Annotated in this window: 19 protein-coding genes; 8 read left to right on the forward strand and 11 right to left on the reverse strand. The window is 66.9% G+C overall.

The annotated features are described in order from the left end of the window. Positions 1-188 precede the first annotated feature (188 nt). From ACFQU1_RS07290 to ACFQU1_RS07300, 3 genes are all read left to right on the forward strand, one after another. Complete coding sequence (locus ACFQU1_RS07290) at positions 189-566, forward strand: hypothetical protein (protein ID WP_378130824.1); 378 nt, start codon at positions 189-191, stop codon at positions 564-566. A gap of 141 nt (positions 567-707) precedes the next feature. Further along, on the forward strand, positions 708-1,721 hold the full coding sequence (locus ACFQU1_RS07295; RefSeq protein ID WP_378130826.1) for a MaoC family dehydratase: 1,014 nt from the start codon (positions 708-710) through the stop codon (positions 1,719-1,721). 136 nt (positions 1,722-1,857) lie between these two features. Next, positions 1,858-2,409, forward strand: coding sequence for a hypothetical protein (locus ACFQU1_RS07300; RefSeq protein ID WP_378130828.1), 552 nt, complete (start codon positions 1,858-1,860; stop codon positions 2,407-2,409). Between the two features lie 37 nt (positions 2,410-2,446). On the opposite strand, the gene ACFQU1_RS07305 is transcribed toward ACFQU1_RS07300, so the two are convergent. The 6 genes from ACFQU1_RS07305 to ACFQU1_RS07330 form a co-directional block, all read right to left on the reverse strand. Continuing rightward, on the reverse strand, positions 2,447-2,977 hold the full coding sequence (locus ACFQU1_RS07305; RefSeq protein WP_378131606.1) for an adenine phosphoribosyltransferase: 531 nt from the start codon (positions 2,975-2,977) through the stop codon (positions 2,447-2,449). A gap of 139 nt (positions 2,978-3,116) precedes the next feature. Next, the gene (locus tag ACFQU1_RS07310; RefSeq protein WP_378130830.1) at positions 3,117-4,007 is read right to left on the reverse strand and encodes an S-methyl-5'-thioadenosine phosphorylase; all 891 of its coding nucleotides are present in this window, start codon (positions 4,005-4,007) and stop codon (positions 3,117-3,119) included. 143 nt (positions 4,008-4,150) lie between these two features. After that, entirely contained in the window at positions 4,151-5,023 is an 873-nt protein-coding gene (locus ACFQU1_RS07315; protein ID WP_378130832.1) for a cytochrome c1, read from the reverse strand. 122 nt (positions 5,024-5,145) lie between these two features. Beyond that, a complete protein-coding gene (locus ACFQU1_RS07320; RefSeq protein WP_378130834.1) occupies positions 5,146-6,426 on the reverse strand; it encodes a cytochrome bc complex cytochrome b subunit in 1,281 nt (426 codons plus the stop codon). A 45-nt stretch (positions 6,427-6,471) separates the two neighbouring features. Further along, a complete protein-coding gene (gene petA, locus ACFQU1_RS07325) occupies positions 6,472-7,032 on the reverse strand; it encodes a ubiquinol-cytochrome c reductase iron-sulfur subunit (protein WP_378130836.1) in 561 nt (186 codons plus the stop codon). A 310-nt stretch (positions 7,033-7,342) separates the two neighbouring features. Next, positions 7,343-9,151, reverse strand: coding sequence for an ABC transporter ATP-binding protein (locus ACFQU1_RS07330; protein ID WP_378131608.1), 1,809 nt, complete (start codon positions 9,149-9,151; stop codon positions 7,343-7,345). 264 nt (positions 9,152-9,415) lie between these two features. Between ACFQU1_RS07330 and ACFQU1_RS07335 the strand changes: the two genes are divergently transcribed. Beyond that, positions 9,416-9,916: a tRNA (cytidine(34)-2'-O)-methyltransferase gene (locus ACFQU1_RS07335; protein ID WP_378130838.1), complete on the forward strand. Its 501-nt coding sequence runs from the start codon at positions 9,416-9,418 to the stop codon at positions 9,914-9,916. Continuing rightward, positions 9,913-10,809, forward strand: a complete 897-nt coding sequence (gene hemF, locus ACFQU1_RS07340) for an oxygen-dependent coproporphyrinogen oxidase (protein ID WP_378130840.1) — start codon at positions 9,913-9,915, stop codon at positions 10,807-10,809. The genes ACFQU1_RS07335 and hemF overlap by 4 nt, the downstream gene beginning before the upstream one ends. Before the next feature lie 311 nt (positions 10,810-11,120). On the opposite strand, the gene ACFQU1_RS07345 is transcribed toward hemF, so the two are convergent. The 5 genes from ACFQU1_RS07345 to ACFQU1_RS07365 all read right to left on the reverse strand — a co-directional run bounded on the left by ACFQU1_RS07345 (position 11,121) and on the right by ACFQU1_RS07365 (position 14,210). Continuing rightward, the gene (locus ACFQU1_RS07345) at positions 11,121-11,324 is read right to left on the reverse strand and encodes a hypothetical protein (protein WP_378131610.1); all 204 of its coding nucleotides are present in this window, start codon (positions 11,322-11,324) and stop codon (positions 11,121-11,123) included. 142 nt (positions 11,325-11,466) lie between these two features. After that, positions 11,467-12,732 carry a CCA tRNA nucleotidyltransferase gene (locus tag ACFQU1_RS07350; protein ID WP_378130842.1) on the reverse strand — a complete coding sequence of 422 codons (1,266 nt, stop codon included), beginning with the start codon at positions 12,730-12,732 and terminating at the stop codon, positions 11,467-11,469. After that, a complete protein-coding gene (locus ACFQU1_RS07355) occupies positions 12,729-12,986 on the reverse strand; it encodes a DUF6111 family protein (RefSeq protein ID WP_378130844.1) in 258 nt (85 codons plus the stop codon). The genes ACFQU1_RS07350 and ACFQU1_RS07355 overlap by 4 nt, the downstream gene beginning before the upstream one ends. Further along, the gene (locus ACFQU1_RS07360; protein WP_378130846.1) at positions 12,983-13,636 is read right to left on the reverse strand and encodes a CoA pyrophosphatase; all 654 of its coding nucleotides are present in this window, start codon (positions 13,634-13,636) and stop codon (positions 12,983-12,985) included. Before ACFQU1_RS07360 ends, ACFQU1_RS07355 begins: the two co-directional genes overlap by 4 nt. Beyond that, positions 13,629-14,210 carry a DUF1285 domain-containing protein gene (locus ACFQU1_RS07365; RefSeq protein WP_378130848.1) on the reverse strand — a complete coding sequence of 194 codons (582 nt, stop codon included), beginning with the start codon at positions 14,208-14,210 and terminating at the stop codon, positions 13,629-13,631. Before ACFQU1_RS07365 ends, ACFQU1_RS07360 begins: the two co-directional genes overlap by 8 nt. Before the next feature lie 272 nt (positions 14,211-14,482). Between ACFQU1_RS07365 and ACFQU1_RS07370 the strand changes: the two genes are divergently transcribed. The 3 genes from ACFQU1_RS07370 to ACFQU1_RS07380 are packed head-to-tail and all read left to right on the forward strand — an operon-like array spanning position 14,483 to position 19,326. After that, entirely contained in the window at positions 14,483-15,508 is a 1,026-nt protein-coding gene (locus tag ACFQU1_RS07370; RefSeq protein WP_378130850.1) for an AAA family ATPase, read from the forward strand. A 10-nt stretch (positions 15,509-15,518) separates the two neighbouring features. Further along, positions 15,519-16,460 carry a DUF58 domain-containing protein gene (locus ACFQU1_RS07375; protein WP_378130852.1) on the forward strand — a complete coding sequence of 314 codons (942 nt, stop codon included), beginning with the start codon at positions 15,519-15,521 and terminating at the stop codon, positions 16,458-16,460. 4 nt (positions 16,461-16,464) lie between these two features. Continuing rightward, complete coding sequence (locus ACFQU1_RS07380) at positions 16,465-19,326, forward strand: DUF4159 domain-containing protein (protein WP_378130854.1); 2,862 nt, start codon at positions 16,465-16,467, stop codon at positions 19,324-19,326. Positions 19,327-19,330: the final 4 nt, after the last annotated feature.

Here is a 19,330-nt window from a genome sequence, read left to right on the forward strand (position 1 = left end):
GCCAGACGGCCGCGCACGCCTATTGCTGGAGCCGTCGTTACCAAGTCCCGGTGGAGCGCATCTTCGTCTTGGCGAGCCGATCGCGAGGAACCGGCCTTCTCCGGTCCTCGCCCCTGGCTTCGGTCGACCTGAGATCGAAATTGATCGTCATAGGTCACGGCAATGCCTCTCTGATCGAGGGATTGAACGTGCAGCAGCTCGCAGACAAACTATGTCAATACGGACTGGCCGAAGTCGGCCTGATATCGCTCAAAGCGTGCTATCTCGGCATCGGCCCCTTTCTCAATCAGTTCGCGGGCGCTCTCGATGCGCGTGGCATGCGATTTGGTTGGCTCGTCGGCTACAGGGGACGCGTCCGGATGGTCAGGGGCCCGTCTGGCCTCGTCAATCACGAGGCGGTGGGCGAGGAAGACGTCGCTCTGCATCAGTTTGGGCTGAAGAATTCGGATTACGACCGGGTCAAGATCGTCCGTGGCAATGCCGATATTCTCATCCCAGGTAGCCGGCGCTTCGGCCGCCAGCCGCAGACTTTGGACGAGCATTACGTGCTGCGCAGCATCACCTAGCCCTCTAATGAGCCGACGGCGCTCAGTCCACGGCTGTCGTTCCCAGTCGCGGAAAAGCCCTTTAGACTTGGGCAACCGGCCGGCACGGCACAGGGCGCCTTGCCGGCCTTATCATGATGCAGAGCAAGGCTGACGGTCGACATGTCCCTTCTGTTCTTCGAAGATTTCATCCCCGGCAGCGCTATGACCTACGGCGCTCGAACGGTCAGCGCTGCCGATATCATCGCCTTTGCCCGTGAATATGACGCCCAGCCGATGCATCTCGGTGAGGCCGAGGCGAAAACCTCTTTTTTCGGAGAGCATATCGGCTCCGGCTGGCATCTCTGCTGCCTCACCATGCGTGCCATCGCCGATGAGCTTCTCGCGAAGGCGCATTCCATGGGCTCTCCCGGCATCGAGCAGGTGGAGTGGCTGGCGCCGCTGCGTCCCGGTGACAGCATCACCGTGCATCAAGAGGTGTTGGAGACGCGGGCATCGCGAAGCCGGCCGGAGATGGGGCTCGTGCGCTTCCGTTTCACGGTCGTGAATCAGAACGCAACACCGCTGATGCGCCAGACCAACTGGATCATCTTCGGAACACGTATAGCCCCACCAGCAATCCCTCGGCAGCCGGAGGAACGCAAGCCGGTCGCCGCCGACAGCCCATCCGCATCGACAGTCGTTGAACCCCAACGCTATTTCGACGAGCTCGAGGTCGGCGCGACACAGGTGCTGGGCGACTATCTCTTCACGGCCGAGGACATCATCCGCTTCGCGCGCGCCTTTGATCCCCAGCCGTTTCACCTCGACGAGGCGGCAGCCCGCGCGAGCCATTTCGGCGGGCTCTGCGCCTCCGGCTGGCATACGGCCGCCGTCTGGATGAAGCTCATGGGGGCGTGCCGCAGCGTCGCTGCCGTCGAGGCGATCGCGCGGCGGGGGCACGCCGCCCGGCTCGGCCCCTCACCCGGGCTGCGCCATGTGAAATGGCTGAAGCCTGTCTATGCCGGCGATCGCCTGACCTACAGCACCGCTATCACCAACAAGCGACCATCGGCCTCGCGGCCGCAATGGGGGCTCGTGTTCCATCACAACACCGCCCATAACCAGCTCGGCGAGCAGGTCTTCGCCTTCGACGGCGTGGTTTTCTGGGAGAGGTCGGTCGAACACCCGGCTTGAAACTGCCAGCCGCTATTTCGCGCGACAGACGATCAGCAGCGGTTGCGATGCCCGCTTTGGCAATGAGCGGCATTGTCGTTCAGTGATATGGGCGCGATGTTGCCGCCTACGTATCGCTTAAAATGACGGGCTGCCGATGAGATGGACCGGCTACTATCTCATCAATCTCGATGCGGATGACGATCGGACACGGGAGACAGCCGATCAATGGCGCGAAAAATACGCTATCGATCGGGAGCGATTCTTTGCGCCGCAGGGCCAGCTTTGGCCGCCGGCACAAGCCAGCGGCGCCCACAAGCTCTATTCGCCGCTCATCCGGCACCGCTCGCTCGCACCCCTTGATCGCCAGGCAAAGCTCATCATCGTCGGTTGCGGCCAAAGAACGTTGACGGTTCCCTGGGCGACCACGGCCCTGGCGCGGGAGCTCCATGGATGGGGCATGCGGGAGGTTGGGCTCATTGTCATGCAGACCACCTTCACGAAGCCGATCCGTTACGTTCATGACCTCGCAATGGCGCTCAACGAGCGTTCGATCGGCTTCGGCTGGCTGGCGGTCTATCAGATTTGCCGGCGCTGTCGGTGTGCTCGTCGCGATCCGGCTCAGATCGTCGGCCGCCCGGCCGCTGCCCTGCGCGGCAACATCATGACGCCCGAAGCGGATAAGTGGTATTTCCCGAAGTACCGATAAGGAAACGGGGCACGCAGGGGAAGCCTGGTCCCTCGTCCTAATGTCCCTCGAAGGCCATCAGCGTGCGCACGGTCACATCCATGCCGCGCAGCCTCTCCGCGCCGCCAAGGTCCGGCAGGTCGATGACGAAGACGGCGGCGACCACATCGGCGCCGAGGTTACGCAGCAGCTGGACGGCACCGGCCGCGGTCCCGCCGGTCGCGATGAGGTCGTCGACGAGAATGACACGGTCGCCAGGCGTGATCGCATCGCGGTGCATCTCCATCTCGTCGATGCCGTATTCCAGCGAATAGGCGACCCTGACGGTCTCGTGCGGCAGCTTCCCTTTTTTGCGAATGGGGACGAAACCGGCCGAGAGCTGATGCGCGACCGCCCCGCCGAGAATGAAGCCGCGCGCCTCGACGCCGGCGATCTTGTCGATCTTCGATCCCGGCCAGGGCTGCACGAGTTCATCCACCGTGCGGCGGAAAGCGCGTGCATCGCCGAGAAGCGTGGTGATGTCGCGAAAGACCACACCCGGCTTCGGATAGTCCGGAATGCTGCGGATGGTCGATTTCAAATCCGTCATGAGGCGCTGGTCCATGCCGTCCCCTGTTTCGGGCCAACCGCCCGCTTCATGTAATCAAACGCTCGAGGGCGCGAAAGCTGCGCCTCGAATGGAGCAAATCGACTGGCGATAGGCAATGCGCAATCCGCCACGCCCGTCGTCAGCCTGTTGGGGCTCCTGCGCCGAGAACCCGGCCGGCGACAACGGCGAGTTTGGCGAGAAGGACCGGATCGCGCGACGCCGGCGCGGTGATGACGGCATGTTCGAGGGCGCGATCGGATCCAGCCGGGCACGCCTCACGCTCGGCCGGAAGATCCCGTGCGAGCCGAGCAATCAGCCGGTTGGCCTTGTCGCCGTTCGCCCGCAGAACATCGATCACGGTCGTGACGTCGACGGCTTGATGGTCGCCGTGCCAGCAGTCGAAATCCGTCACCATGGCAACCGTGGCATAGGTGATCTCGGCCTCACGGGCGAGCTTGGCCTCCGGCATCGCCGTCATGCCAATCACGTCATAGCCGGCCGCTTTGTAGCCCAGCGATTCGGCGAGCGAAGAAAACTGCGGCCCTTCCATGCAGACATAAGTGCCACCCTCGACGACGGCGATGCCCTCGGCCAGCGCGGCAGCCGCGATCCGCCCCTTGAGCCGCGGGCCGACCGGCTGGGCCATCGAGACATGCGCGACGCAGCCCGCTCCGAAGAACGAGCTCTCGCGCCGGACGGTCCGGTCCACGAACTGGTCGACGAGGACGAAGGTGCCGGGCGCGAGCTCCTTGCGGAAGGAGCCGCAGGCCGACAGCGACACGAGATCGGTAACACCGGCCGCCTTTAGCGCGTGGATGTTGGCGCGATAATTGATGTCGCTCGGCGAGAAGCGATGACCCCGGCCATGGCGCGGCAGGAAGACCACCTCGGTCGCACCGAGCCGCCCACGGCACAGCACGTCCGACGGCTCGCCCCAGGGCGTCGTGACCGCTTCCTCGCGCAGATCCGTGAGGCCGGGAAGGTCGTAGATGCCGGAACCGCCGATGATGCCGAGAACAGTCCTGGCCATGGAGCCTCACTTGCCTTTTCGGGAGTGATTCCCCCGCGCCCCGGCGATCGCGGAAGGCTAAGGCTCCCGCCCTCAAAAAGCATATGGCCGGGATGAGCCCGGCCATATGGTTCTATTCCGTTCCACGCGTCTGGCCGCAACCCTCAGGCATGCGCCTTTTCGTCGTGCAGTTTCGCCCAGATCCGCTTCTTGGTGAAGTAGACGAGCCCGGCGAAGATCAGAAGGAAAACCATGACCTTGAAGCCCATCTGCTTGCGGGCTTCCATATGCGGCTCGGCGGCCCAGACCATGAAGCTCGCCACGTCGCGGCTGTATTGCTCGACCGTCTCAGGCGCCTGTGCTTGTCCGTCCGGACCCTTCGGATATTCCACCTGGCCGTCGTTGATCGGCTTCGGCATCGCAATGCGATGGCCAGGGAAATATTCGTTGTAATGCTGGCCCGGATTCAGCTCGAATCCCTGCGGCGGATCCTTGTAGCCGGTCAGGATGGCGTGGATGTAATCCGGCCCCTGCTCCTGATACTGGGTGAAGGCGTCGAAAACGAACCAGGGAAAGCCGCGCTCATAGGTGCGCGCCTTGGCGAGCAGCGAGAAATCCGGCGGCAGGGCCCCACCATTGGCGGCACGCGCCGCCTGCTCGTTGGGGAATGCCGGCGGAAAGCGGTCGGCCGGCCGGCCCGGGCGCTGGAACATGTCGCCGGCATCGTTCGGACCGTCGGTCACCTGATACTCGGCCGCGAGCGCCTTCACTTGGGCCTCGCTGAACTCCGGACCGCCGGGCTCCGACAGGTTGCGGAAAGCAATCAGGCTCAAGCTGTGGCAGGAGGAGCAAACCTCGCGATAGACCTTGAAGCCGCGCTGCAGCTGCGCCCGATCGAAGGTGCCGAAAGGCCCGGAGAAGCTCCACGACTCCCGCGGCGGATGCGGCATTTCTTCGGCGGCGCGTACGGGGGTGATCGCGGAGATCGCGGCCATCGCCGCCAGCGCACCGACGATGAGAAGACCAGGCTTCGACATATCCCTCACAATCCCTCGGCGATGGCCATCGGCCGCCCCAATTGACTCGTCTCGCTCAGCCGCAGCGCAGGGCTGCTGCGGCCGGACTGCGTTGCGCAGCAGCCGCACGATGCCACATCGGCTCATCCCTTGGCGCTCCGCCCGGCCGCGGCGCCCGCCGCGACCGCCCCTTCGCTGCGGCCCGTCGCCAGCACGGCCTCGGCGATCGAGTTCGGCACCGGCCTCGTCTTCTCGAAGAGCCCGAGCGCCGGCAGGAGGATCAGGAAGTGGATGAAGTAATAGGCGGTGAGCAGCTGGGCTGCGATCACATAGCCGCCCTCGGGAGGCTGGGAGCCGAGATAGCCGAGCCCGAGGCAGACCAGCACCAGCACCCAGAAGAGCTGCTTATAGATCGGGCGATAGACGGCCGAGCGCACCTTCGAGGTGTCGAGCCAGGGCAGGAAGGCGAGCACCGCAATGGCGCCGAACATGGCGATGACGCCGCCGAGCTTCGACGGGATCGAGCGCAGGATGGCGTAGAACGGCAGGAAGTACCATTCCGGCACGATATGGGCCGGCGTCACCAGCGGATTGGCCGGAATATAGTTGTCCGCATGGCCCATGTAGTTCGGCGTGTAGAACACGAACCAGGCGAAGACCAGCATGAAGCAGACCATGCCGAAGGCGTCCTTGACGGTCGCATAGGGCGTGAACGGCACGGTGTCCTTCCGCAGGTCCTTGACCTCGACGCCGGTCGGATTGTTCTGGCCGACGTGATGCAGCGCCCAGATATGCAGCACGACGACGCCGGCGATCATGAAGGGCAGGAGATAGTGCAGCGAGAAGAAGCGGTTCAGCGTCGGGTTGTCGACCGAATAGCCGCCCCAGAGCCACGTCACGATCGGCTCGCCGACCAGCGGCAGCGCCGAGAAGAGATTGGTGATGACGGTCGCACCCCAGAAGCTCATCTGTCCCCAGGGCAGCACATAGCCCATGAAGGCGGTTGCCATCATCAGCAGGAAGATGATCACGCCGAGGATCCACAGCACCTCGCGCGGCGCCTTGTAGGAGCCGTAATAGAGGCCGCGGAACATGTGGATGTAAACGGCGATGAAGAACATCGAGGCGCCGTTGGCGTGCAGGAAGCGCAGCAGCCAGCCGTAGTTCACGTCGCGCATGATCTGCTCGACGGAATTGAAGGCGAGTTCCGCACTCGGCGTGTAGTGCATGACGAGCACGACGCCGGTGATGATCTGCACGATCAGCATGAAGGAGAGAATGCCGCCGAAGGTCCACAGATAGTTGAGGTTCCGCGGCACCGGAAAGGCGATGAAGGACGAGTGGATGAGCCCGCCGAGCGGCAGCCGGCTCTCGAACCACTTCATGAAGGCGCTTTTCGGAACGTAGGTCGAATGTCCGCTCATGGCTCTCTCAGCAGGCTCTCTCGGCTTCAGCGCTTCTGCGGCATCTCAACCGATACGTACAGTCGTATCGGAGATGAACTCGTAGGCGGGGATATGCATGTTCTCCGGCGCGGGTCCATGGCGCACGCGGCCTGCCGAATCATATTGCGAGCCGTGGCACGGGCAGAACCAGCCGTCGTAATCCCCCTGCTGGCCGAGAGGCACGCAGCCGAGATGGGTGCAGATGCCGATCATCACGAGCCAGGGCTCCTTGCCCTTGGCCGAGCGGTTCTCGTCGGTGGCGGGGGCCTCGGCGGGCAGGTTCTCGTTGCGCGCGACCGGGTCGATGAGCTGGTCCAGCGACACCGCCTTGGCTTCGCTGATCTCCTGGGCGGTGCGGTGACGGATGAACACCGGCTTCCCGCGCCATTTCACGGTGATGCTCTGCCCTTCGGCGACCTGGGAGATATCGACCTCGACCGTGCTCAGGGCGAGCGTCGACGCGTCGGGGTTCATCTGGCTGATGAAGGGCCAGATCGCTGCTCCCAAACCGACGGCGCCGACCGCCCCGGTTGCGATATAGAGGAAATCCCGCCTGGTCGGCTCGGAACTTGCTATCTCAGCCACAATGGCTCCCCAGTCCTTCACATTCCGGTCTGCCCGGCTCCGTATAGGCAAACCGAGGCTCCAGCGCCACCCCCGGCAAGGCCGGGATCGACGCCTCGAGAGGCTTTTCCGGATCGAGGCTTCCCGCGGCCCGGACCCTCACCGGACAAGCAACAAACACGGCGCGACCATGGCCGCAATGCGACCCGGAGTCGCCCATGAGGTCACGATGCGGCGGCTCTTTGGCATGGTTCCAGAAGCATGTCCATAGGCCGAGCCGTCGCAGTCCCGCCGCTCCGCGGCGCCGTGTCGCGCAATAAGCGTGCCGGGTTTATTCCACCAGCTCTTCTGACATCGTCTCGGCGGCTTCCGAGGCCAGAAATCCGCCCGACTGGCGGTGCCACAAACGCGCATAGAGCCCGCCGCTGGCGATGAGTTCCTCATGCGTCCCCTGCTCCACGATGGCGCCCTTGTTCATGACGACCAGCCGGTCGAGCGCGGCGATGGTCGACAGGCGGTGCGCGATGGCGATGACGGTCTTGCCCTGCATGAGCTGCGCGAGCTGGCTCTGGATGGCCGCCTCCGCTTCGGAATCGAGCGCCGAAGTGGCCTCGTCGAGCACGAGGATCGGGGCATTCTTCAGGAGCACGCGGGCGATGGCGATGCGCTGGCGCTGGCCGCCTGAGAGCTTCACCCCCCGTTCGCCCGCATGCGAATCGAGGCCACGCCGGCCGCGGTGGTCCTCGAGCCCGGCGATGAAATCCTCCGCCTCCGCGAGTTCAGCCGCACGCTTCACGGCTTCGTCGGACGCATCCGGCCGGCCGTAGCGGATATTGTCGCGGATCGAGCGGTGCAGCAGGGACGTGTCCTGGGTGACGACGGCGATCTGCGCCCGCAACGAATCCTGGGTGACCTCGGCGATGTCCTGCCCGTCGATGAGGATGCGCCCGCCTTCGAGGTCGTAGAGCCGCAGCAGCAAATTGACGAGCGTAGACTTGCCGGCTCCGCTCGGGCCGACGAGGCCGATCTTCTCGCCCGGCTTGACCACCAGATCGAGCCCGTCGACCACGCCGGAGCTGCGCCCGTAGTGGAAGCGCACGCGCTCGAAGCGGATCTCACCGCCGCTGACGACGAGCTGACGGGCGCCCGGCCGGTCGACCACCCCGTGCGGGCGGACGATCGTCTGCATGCTCTCCTGCACCGTGCCGACATTGTCGAACAGGCTGCGCACCACCTGCATCACCCAGCCAGACATGGTCATGATGCGCAGCACGAGCCCGAGCGAGGCGGCAACTTCGCCGGGCGACATCCGCCCAAGCGACCACAGATAGATGGCCGCGCTCGTCGAGACGACAAACAGCGTCGCATTGAGGAGCGCGAGGGCGACGCTCGCGCCCGTCATCAGCCGCATCTGCACGAGCATCGTGCGGGTGTGGTCGGCGATGGCGTCGCGCACGGCCGAGCGTTCTTCCGCATCGCGCGCGAAGAGCTTGACCGTCAGGATATTCGTATAGGTGTCGACGACGCGGCCGACGAGATAGGACCGCCGGTCCGCGACCGCTTGCGACCGGGCCTGGGCGCGCGGCACGAAATACCAGAGGAGCGCGACATAGAGCCCGAGCCAGACGACCACCGGCAGGGCGAGCAGCAGGCCGATATGGCCGAACACGGTGACGGCGGTGAGGGCATAGACGGCGACGAACCAGAGATTGTCGACGATGCCGGTCGCGATCTCGCGCAACGCCGGCCCCATCTGCACGATGCGGTTGGCGAGGCGGCCGGCGAAATCACCCTGGAAATAAGCGAGCGAATGGCGGAGCGTATAGAGATGCGCCCGCCAGCGGATCATGTTTGTGAGCTGCGGCACCACCACCTGATCGACGAGAATGTCGTTGATCGCCGTGAACAGCGGCCGAAACACCAGGATGAGCGCCCCGCCGGCAAGCACGATGGCGCCGCTTTCTGCGAAGAACTGGGCGGGCGTCGTCCCTGTCAGCCGATCGACCAGCCAGCCGACGATCAGAAGGAGGGACGAATCGATGACGGAAATGACGAGTGAGCTGAGAAGAACGAGCACCAGCCAGCCGCGCACCGGCCTGAGGTAATACCAGGCGAAGGCGAGAAAGCGGCCGGGCGGCATATAGGTGTCGTCGAAGGGCGCGAAGACGTCGACCCGCCGCTCGAACCAGCCGAGGCACCTATCCAACCAGGTTTTGAGCACGTGACGATCCTCGACTTGGCCCCGCACCCATACGGCGGCCGCGGCGCCGGCGAAAGCCGACCAGAATACAAGGGCCGGCCCGAATGAACCAGTACGGCACCCGGTGAGAGCGCGGGAGCCCCGATCGCGGCCGCCTTCCATCATCCGCTTGACGGGCGCTGCCAAGGCGTGCAGGGCGATGTCATGACCCGCACCCCATCGGCCCCCGTCGATCTCGCCCTCTACCAGCCTGACATTCCGCAGAATGCCGGCACACTTCTGCGGCTCACCGCCTGCCTCGCCGTCCCCGCCCATATCATCGAGCCGGCCGGCTTTCCCGTCAGCGATCGCGCCTTTCGGCGGGCCGGAATGGATTATCTCGACCATGTGGCGCTGACGCGGCATGCGGCCTGGTCAGCCTTTGAGAACTGGCGGGCAGCGGCGGGCCGGCGGCTGGTGCTCGCCACCACCCGTGCTGCAACGCCCTATACGGCCTTTGCGTTCCGGACGGGCGACATCCTGCTCGTCGGCCGCGAGTCGGCAGGTGTGCCCGACGCGGTGCATGCGGCCGCGGATGCCGCGGTCGCCGTGCCGATGGCGCCCGCCTTGCGCTCGCTCAATGTGGCTGTGGCCGCCGCCATGATCCTGGGCGAGGCGTTACGTCAGACGAACGGCTGGCCGGCAGCCGGGGAGACATCGAGATGACCGACAGGATCATCACCGACGAGGAATGGACGCAGGCCCGCCTCTGGTTCGAGGATCTGCGGGACCGGATCTGCGCGCGGATCGAGGCCCTGGAGGACGCCGCGACCGGTCCGTTCTTTCCGGAAGCGGATCAGCCCGGCCGCTTCGACCGCAAGCCCTGGCGACGCACCGACCATACGGGCGCGGACGGCGGCGGCGGCACCATGGCGATCCTGCGCGGACGGGTGTTCGAGAAGATCGGTGTTCACGTGTCCACGGTCTATGGCGAGTTCGCCCCGGAGTTCCGCCAGCAGATCCCGGGCACGGAAGCCGATCCACGCTTCTTCGCCTCAGGCATCTCGGTCATCGCCCATCCCTGGAACCCGCATGTGCCGGCCGTGCACATGAACACCCGGCTCGTCGTGACCAGCAAGAGTTGGTTCGGCGGCGGCGCGGACCTGACACCGATGCTGGAGCGGCGTCGCCGCCCGTCGGATTCCGACGCTGTCGCCTTTCATGCCGCATTGCGCGCAGCCTGCTACGCCCATGCGAGCGTCGCCCCTTATGCGCGCTACAAGAAATGGTGCGACGACTATTTCTTCCTGCCGCACCGCAACGAGCCGCGCGGTATCGGCGGCATCTTCTACGATCGCCATTGGTCGGGCGACTTCGCCGCCGACATGGCCTTTACGCGGGCAGTCGGCGAAGCCTTTCTCGACGTCTATCCCCGCATCGTGGAGGCCAATGTCGCCACCGCCTGGACCGCCGCCGACCGGGAGGAGCAGCTCGTGCGCCGCGGACGCTATGTGGAGTTCAACCTGCTCTACGACCGCGGCACGCTCTTCGGCTTGAAGACGGGGGGGAACGTGGAGTCGATCCTCTCCTCGATGCCGCCGAGCGTTCGCTGGCCTTAAGATTTGCGATTGGCCATCCCCGGAGGTGGTAGGCCCGAGATCAAGAACGATGCCTTCGATCGCCAGCCGACCGTCACCGCTCAGCAACTTAACCGCTTGGGCCGGGCACCGGCATCGGTTCTGGATTCCGGGCTCGCGCCTGTCGCGCGCCCCGGAATGACGGCGATACGGTGTCGGACACGTCATCCCGGGGCCGAGCAGCGCGAGGAGCCCGGGATCCAGAAACGTTGTCGCGCATCAAAAGGGCGCAATCTGCCATACTCTGCTGGGCTTCTGACTTCGCCCCGCCGGCGTCCCGAAACAGCAAAAAATCAGTCGGCGCTCGGCAGGCAGCGGATGGTGAATTCGATGCGGCCGTCGTCGAGCTCCCGCCAGTTCTCGACCTCGGTCATATAGGCCGCCTTCGGGAAGCGCTCGAACCATTCACGCGCCTTGGCGCGGGCGGCCTCGCGCGGCAGGGTGAAGGTCTCCCTCCGCCAGGGCGAGTTGGTCGCGTCGCGTTCGCGCCGCTGCATGACATCGCGCCGCGCCGCGAGGCGCAGGGCGACGTCGGAGGGACGCTGAACATTACGGGCCATGGTCGGGTCCGGTTACGGCTTTCGGGAGCGGGCCACTTCCCCAATCTACCGCCGGTTGGCTCAGGAGGCGAGTCGCGGATTAGTCTTGCGACGATTCGGCTGATGTTTCGTACGCCGCTTGGCGGAGGAAGGGCAGCGCAGCCTCTCGCCCGGACGGGCAGTCGGCATCGAGCCACAGCGCCCGCGCCCGGGCGAGGATGCGGCCGACGGCGGGGCCCTTGTCAATGCCGAGGGCGAGCGCGTCCCGACCCGACAGCGGGAAGACGGGCGGTGCGGCCCCCGCGCGGTAGGCGCCGAGCTGATCCCGGCCGCCCTCCGTCAATTCCGGGCGAGGCTCCCCGGCAAGAACGGCGAAGGCGTCGGTGAGCGGTTGAAGGCCGCGGATGACGGCAAGCCGCCGGACATCCCTCCCGTCAAGCCGCTCGGGCAGACCGCGCAGATGCGCGGCGAGATCGGCGAAGGCGGTGAGCCGCGTGTGCTCCTCATTGGAGAGCCTCAGCCGCTCCTTGAGCCGCGCCGCATCTTCGGAGGTCGAAACGGCAAGCGCGCCGAGCCGCAGCACCGCGTCGCACACACCGCCCGCGGCCTTCTCACACGCAGCGACCCGGTCGAGCCGCCCGAGTTCACCGACGCCGGCCAGGATCCGCGTGAGATGGCCTGCTTCGGCCATGGCCGCGAGCGTCTCGGCGGCGCGCCGGGCCACGAGCAGCTTCATCAATTCCGCGCGGATGCGCTCGCGCGACAGGCCGTCGAGCCCCGCCCGCTGGCGGATCGTCGCGGCGAAGCCTTCACGATCGAGCGGCCCCTCTGCGTAATCGGCATGAAAACGGAAGAAGCGCAGGATGCGCAGATAATCCTCCCGGATGCGCTGATCCGGATCGCCGATGAAGCGCAGGCGCCGCGCCGCGATGTCGGTGAGACCGCCTACGAAGTCATGGATGCGGCCGTCGCGGCTGAGGTAAAGCGCATTCATCGTGAAGTCGCGGCGGCGCGCATCGGCGGCGAAATCGCGCGCGAAGGCGACTGTTGCGTGCCGGCCGTCGGTGGCCACGTCCTCGCGCAGCGTGGTGACCTCGTAGGGCGTGCCCTCCACGATAACGGTGACGGTGCCGTGGTTGAGCCCCGTCGGCACGCTCTTGAGGCCCGCCGCCTTCGCCCGCCGGATCACCTCGGCCGGTGGCATGGTGGTCGCACAATCGACGTCGTTGACCGGCCGATCGAGGAGCGCATTGCGAACGGCGCCGCCGACGACGCGGGTTTCCTCCCCGCCCCCGTCGAGGGCGTCGAGAAGGCGCCTCAGAGACGAGCGGGCGAGCAGGGCCGCAGAGGCCGCCTCCGGCGTCATTCGAAATGACCGGGCACGAGAACCCCGTTCTCGATGTGGGTCGGCACATAGGCTCCGGTGTTGCGCTCGGAGACAAAGCCCGTATAGACGATCCCGGCGATCACCACGGAAAGCCCGGCGAGCACGAGCCACGGAACGTTCCCGTCCCAGGCGTGGCGCGTGAAGGGATTGCGCCGGCGCAGCCCGAGATAGATCGCAAACAACAGGAACGGTGCCAGAAACAGCACCAGTCCTTCAAAAAATGCTCTGCTCATGCCTCGCCATAAAGTTTCTCGTAGAGGTTTCGGATGATACGTGCCGTGGCTCCCCAGATATGGCGATCGCCATAGGGCATTGCATAGACCTCCCAAGGGCCTCCCGGCCCATCGCGCATATGGCGCTGATGATTGCCGACATCCATGAGAAACCGGAACGGCACCTCGAAGACCTCGGCCACCTCGGCGGGATTGGGAACGAGCGTGAAGCCGGGCTCCACCCAACCGACCACCGGCACGACGCTGAAGCCGGTCCCCGTCCGCAACGTGTCGAGATAGCCGAGCGGTTCGACATGGCGGCGGGCGAGGCCCACCTCCTCTTCCGCCTCGCGCAGCGCCGCGTCGAGCGGCGAGCCGTCCCCGGCGTCGACGCGCCCGCCGGGAAAGGCGATCTGTGACGCGTGCCGCCGGAGATGGGCGGCTCGCTGGGTCAATAGCACGGTGACCTCGTCGGGCCGGGCGATGACCGGCACGAGCACCGCCGCCGGCCGGTCTTCGGTGAGGCGCTCGCGCGGCACGGGCTTGCCGGTGAGCGTCTCGCCGGCGCGTCCCGCGTTATCCGGGTCGGGCGGCACCGGCCAAAGCCGTGCACGGACGAGCGCCAAGAAGCTGGCGCGGTCCAGGATTTCCGGCTGCGCGGCGTCAGCCATCGTCAAGACCTTGAATTTCCACCACCGGCGCGATCGGGAAGAAGGACGTGCCGGACGCGACGCCGAACGTCGCGACCCCGGCGACCTCCCGTTCCTCGGCCTGCGCCACGAGATCGTGAACGAGCGCACGCGTCATCCGTGCCCAGAGATCGCCACGGATCTTCACATAGGGTTTGAGGCCGCCATCCGCCGCGACATCGAAGCGCAGGGGATGGTCCGGCCCGATCGCGGCGACATCGTCCACATTCGTCCGCACGTGGATCACGCCGGCTGCGTCGCTCGCCATCTCGACGACCAGGAACGGCACGTCCTCCACCGTGATGCCGACGCATTCGACGGGCGTGACGAGCACATATCTGTCCGGATCCTTGCGCAGGACGGAGGAGAAGAGTTTGACGAGCGCCGGCCGGCGGATCGGCGAGCCCTGGTAGAACCAGGTGCCGTCGACGGCGATGCGCATGTCGATCGCGCCACAATAGGGTGGGTTCCAGCGCTCGACGGGCGGCGTCTTCCTGCCGCCCCCGAGACCGTCAAGGCCCTGCAAGAGGGGGCCTTGTCCTGTCGCATCCTGCATTCCAGCCCCAACTCGGCCGCAGTCTGAATCCATTTTCAAGCGTTGCGGCCTAATTGTCATATAGGTGCCGTTGCCGATCGGTCTCGGCTGACCGATTTAACACAAGCGGCGATCGAGCTCATTGTGATCTAATGGCCTCGCGAAGAGTCTGAAAGTCGGAAATGACCGTGTGATGAAAGATGCTCCGCTCGCGGCATCGTGCTTGCATGGTCCTTGATCGGCACTCCGCTCTACGACCAGAGTAGCTGATCGGGGCATGAAGGAGATGAAGAATGACGGCAGGGACACGTTCTGAGGCCGCTGCCTTTGCGCCGACGACCATCGACGAAGCTGTCGTGGCCGCGGCCGAAACGGCGCTCGAGTCGATCGGCAAGGCCAAGACGGCGATCGGCTCCGTGATCTTCGGCCAGGAGAATGTGGTCGAACTGGCCTTGGTCACCATCCTGTCGGGCGGCCACGGTCTGCTCGTCGGCGTGCCCGGCCTCGCCAAGACGAAACTCGTCGAGGCGCTCGGCACCGTGCTCGGCCTCGATGCGCAGCGCGTACAGTTCACGCCCGACCTCATGCCGTCGGATATCCTGGGCAGCGAGATACTCGACGAAGCCGCCGACCACAGGCGCAGCTTCCGCTTCGTGCGCGGGCCGATCTTCGCCCAGTTGCTGATGGCGGACGAGATCAACCGCGCGAGCCCCCGCACCCAGTCGGCGCTGCTGCAGGCCATGCAGGAGCACCATGTGACAGTTGCCGGCGAGCGCCATGACCTGCCGCGGCCCTTCCACGTGCTCGCCACGCAGAATCCCATCGAGCAGGAAGGCACCTATCCCCTGCCGGAAGCCCAGCTCGACCGCTTCCTCCTGCAGATCGACGTCGGCTATCCCGACCGCGCGGCGGAGCGGCGCATCCTGGTGGAGACGACGACCGCCGAAACGGTAGCCCCGTCGACCGCCATGACCGGCGAAGGACTGCTCAATATTCAACGCCTGGTGCGGCGCCTGCCGGCCGGCGACAGCGTCGTCGAAGCGATCCTCGACCTCGTCCGTTCGGCGCGGCCCGGCGAAGGGCCGGCGGAAATCACCGATCTCCTGGCCTGGGGTCCCGGTCCGCGCGCGAGCCAAGCGCTCGTGCTGGCGGCGCGGGCGCGGGCGCTGGTCGAAGGCCGGCTCGCCCCCACGCTCGACGACGTCGCGGCGCTTGCCGAGCCCGTGCTCAAGCACCGCATGGCCCTGACTTTCGCTGCACGGGCGGATGGCGAGACGATCACGGGCCTCATCGGGCGGCTTGTGAGCCGGCTCGGCTGAGGAGCCCGGAATGGCACGTGTCAGGATTCTGCCGGTAGAGGAGCGGTCGCCGGGCCGGCAGGAAGCCGACGCGTCGCTCACGCTCGCCGAGCGACTGCCTCGTATCGTGCTGGAAGCGCGCCGCGTCTCGGCGACGGTCGCCCATGGCATTCACGGCCGCCGCCGCGCCGGCACGGGCGAGAGCTTTTGGCAGTTCCGCCCCTTCACGTCCGGCGAGGCGATGGCGCGCATCGACTGGCGCCGCTCGGCGCGCGACGATCGGCTCTATGTGCGCGAGCGGGAATGGGAGGCAGCCCAAAGCGTTTGGCTGTGGATCGACCGCTCGGCGTCCATGGGCTTCGCCTCGACCCTGGCCGCCGCCTCGAAAATCGAGCGCGCGCTCGTCGTCGGCCTGGCGCTCGCCGATTCGCTCGTTGGTGCGGGCGAGCGGGTCGGCCATATGGGCGCCATGCAGCCGCGTGCTTCGCGCCGCATCGTCGAACTCATGGCCGAAGCGCTCGTCGCCGACCGCGGCGGCTTGACCGCCGATCTGCCGCCGCCGCAGGCGCTGCCGCCGCTCAACGAAGCGATCGTCATTAGCGATTTTCTCGTTGCGCCGGAGAAGCTGCGCGGCGCCGTCGAAACCATTGCTGCGCGTGGAGCGCGCGGCCATTGCGTCATGATCATCGATCCCGTGGAGGAAACCTTTCCCTTCGCCGGACAGGCCGAGCTCGAGGACCCGGAAGGCGGCCGCCGCCTCAGGGTGGGCGATGCCGCGGCCTGGGGTGAGGACTACCGCAAGCGCATCGCCACCCATCGCGAAGCCGTGCGCGCCGTCCTCGCGAGCCGCGGCTGGACGCTTTCGCTGCATCACACCGATCAGCCGGCGAGCGCCATCCTGCTCCGCCTCCTCAACCTCATAGCGACGAGCCGCGGCGCCTCGGCGCTCTCTCCACAGGTAGCGAGGGCTTAAAGCCATGTTCGGTCTGCCGCTCGCCTTCGCCGCTCCGCTGGTGCTTGCCGCGCTTGCCGCGCTGCCGGCGATCTGGCTCCTGCTGCGCGTCACCCCGCCGCAGCCGCGGCGCATCGCCTTTCCGCCGCTCGCCATTCTCGCCGACATCCTGCCGAAGCGCGAAACCCCGGCGCGCACGCCCTGGTGGCTGCTGCTGCTCAGGCTCGTCATCGCCGCCCTGCTCATCCTGGCGGCCGCCGGACCGGTGTGGAATCCGCCGGTCGGCGACAGCGCGGCGCGGCAAGGTCCGGTGCTTCTCCTCGTCGACAATGATTTCGCGGCAGCCAACGACTGGCAGCAGCGCCTGGACGTGGCCAATGGCGTGATCGCCACGGCGGCGCGGGACGACCGCCCGGTCGCGGTCGTCGCCCTCGGCGGACCGGCGACGACGGATGTCGCCATGAGCGATCCCGGCCAGGCGCAGGAGCGCCTGCGGGCGATCGCGCCCCTGCCCTTCTCCAGCCAGCGCGGCGATCATCTCACGACCATCGGCGCTTTCCTCCAGGCGCAGCCGGAGGCCGATATCGTCTGGATCACGAGCGGCATCCGGGTGGACGAGGATCGCTTCGTTGAAGGGCTCGCGGCGATCAAGGGCGATCATCCGATGACCATTTACCGACGCGATGCCGCCTCGCCCTTCGCGCTCGCGGGCACGGACAATGTCAGCGCCGGCTTCGACGTGACGGTCGTCAGGCCGACCGGTCAAGGGCGCGACCGCGGCACGCTGCGTGCCGCCGACCTGAAGGGCCTGCCGCTCGGCGACACGCCTTTCTCCTTCGCCCCCGGCGCCACCGAGACGACGGCGCGCTTCACGTTGCCGGTCGAGATCCGCAACGCCATCGCCCGCGTCGAAGTCGTGGACGAGAATTCGGCCGGCGCCGTGTCGCTGGTCGGCGACGACGGCAAGCGCCGCAGCGTCGGCCTCGTCTCCGGCGCGAGCTCGGACGTCGCTCAGCCCCTGCTCGCCCCGACCTATTATGTCGCGCGCGCGCTGCAGCCCTTCGCCGAGCTGCGCGAACCGCGCGGCGGCGTGGCCGAGGCGCTCGATGCCCTCATCGAGCAGAAGGTCTCCGTGATCGTATTGACGGATGTGGGCGTGCTCGACGGCAATACCGTCGAGAAGCTCACGCGCTACGTCAACGACGGCGGCGTCGTGGTGCGCTTTGCAGGCTCGCGGCTTGCGGCCGGCAATGACGCGCTCGTCCCCGTTCGACTGAGGCGCGGTGGCCGCAGCCTCGGCGGCTCGCTCTCCTGGGACTCGCCGAAGACGCTCGCGCCTTTCGGCGAGCAGAGCCCCTTCCATGGCCTCGCCATCCCGTCGGACGTCAGCATCCAGCGCCAGATCCTGGCCGAGCCGGACGGCAATCTCGCCAGCCGCACCTGGGCGACGCTTTCGGACGGTACGCCCATCGTCACCGCCGAGCGCCGCGGCGACGGACTCGTCGTGCTGTTCCACGTCACCGCCGATCCCGCATGGTCGAACCTGCCGATGTCGGGCCTCTTCGTCGAGATGCTGCGCCACATCGTCCAGCTCTCCGGCGCGCCGAGCAAGGCGGACGTCAATCCGGAGCAAGCGGAGACCGTGGCCCCGTCGCATATTCTCGACGGTTTCGGCGTCTTCACCGAGCCGCCGGCGACCGCCAAGCCCGTGGCGCGCGGCTATTCCAGCCGGGCCACCCCCGATCACCCGGCCGGGCTTTATGGCCCGAACGAGGCCCTGCAGGCCGTCAATGTGCTTGCCCGCCAGGACCGCCTGCACCTGCTCGACGTCGCACCCCTTGCGGCCGATGTGCGGGCGATCTCCCGGCCTTCGGCAATCGACCTGCGCGGCAGCCTGATCACGGCAGCGCTCCTGTTGCTGGCGCTCGACACGCTGATCGCCGCCTGGATGGGCGGCCTTCTCGGCCGGCTCGGCGGCCGCCGCCCGACGCGGCCGCAACCGACCGCCGCCCATACCGCAGCCCTCCTCGTTCCGCTCGCGTTGGGAGCCGCGCTCGCTCTCATCGGGCCGGCGCCCGCCCACGCGCAGGGTGCTGCGCCCCCGCCGGCGGCCGGTGCCGCGGCGCAACCGACGCCGCCGCTCCGCCAGCAGGATATCGAATCCGCCCTCCACACGCGGCTCGCCTATGTGATCACCGGCGATCAGCAGGTCGACGCAACGAGCCGCGCCGGCCTCGTCGGCCTCTCCGATGCGCTCATCGCGCGCACCACCTTCGAGCCGGCCGAACCGATCGGCGTCGATCCGTCCCGCGACGAGCTCGCCTTCTATCCGGTGCTGTACTGGCCCGTCGTGGCGGGCCGGCCGCTGCCCTCGCAAGCGGCGCTGCGCCACCTCGACACCTTCATGAAAAACGGCGGCACGGTGATCTTCGACACGCGTGACGCCCTCACGTCGGGTGGCGGAAGCTCGCCCGAGACGCAGCAGCTCAGGCGCATGCTGGCGACCCTCGACATTCCCGAGCTCGAGCCGGTGCCGCCGGATCACGTGCTCACGAAGGCATTCTACCTGTTGGACAATTTCCCCGGACGCTATGGCAGCGGCCAGACCTGGGTCGAGGCGCTGCCTCCGGCCACCGATGACGGCACGCGCCGGCCGGCGCGTGCCGGCGACGGCGTCTCGCCGATCATCATCACCAGCAATGATCTTGCAGCGGCCTGGGCGATCGGGTCGGACGGCATGCCGCTCTATCCCGTGCTCGGCGCCGACCCGCGCCAGCGCGAGATGGCCTATCGCAGCGGCATCAACATGGTCATGTACGCCCTGACCGGAAATTATAAGGCCGATCAGGTGCATGTGCCTGCCCTCCTCGAACGGCTCGGGCAGTAGGAAT

The organism is Chelatococcus sp. GCM10030263 (genome assembly GCF_042666455.1).
Lineage (GTDB): Bacteria > Pseudomonadota > Alphaproteobacteria > Rhizobiales > Beijerinckiaceae > Chelatococcus.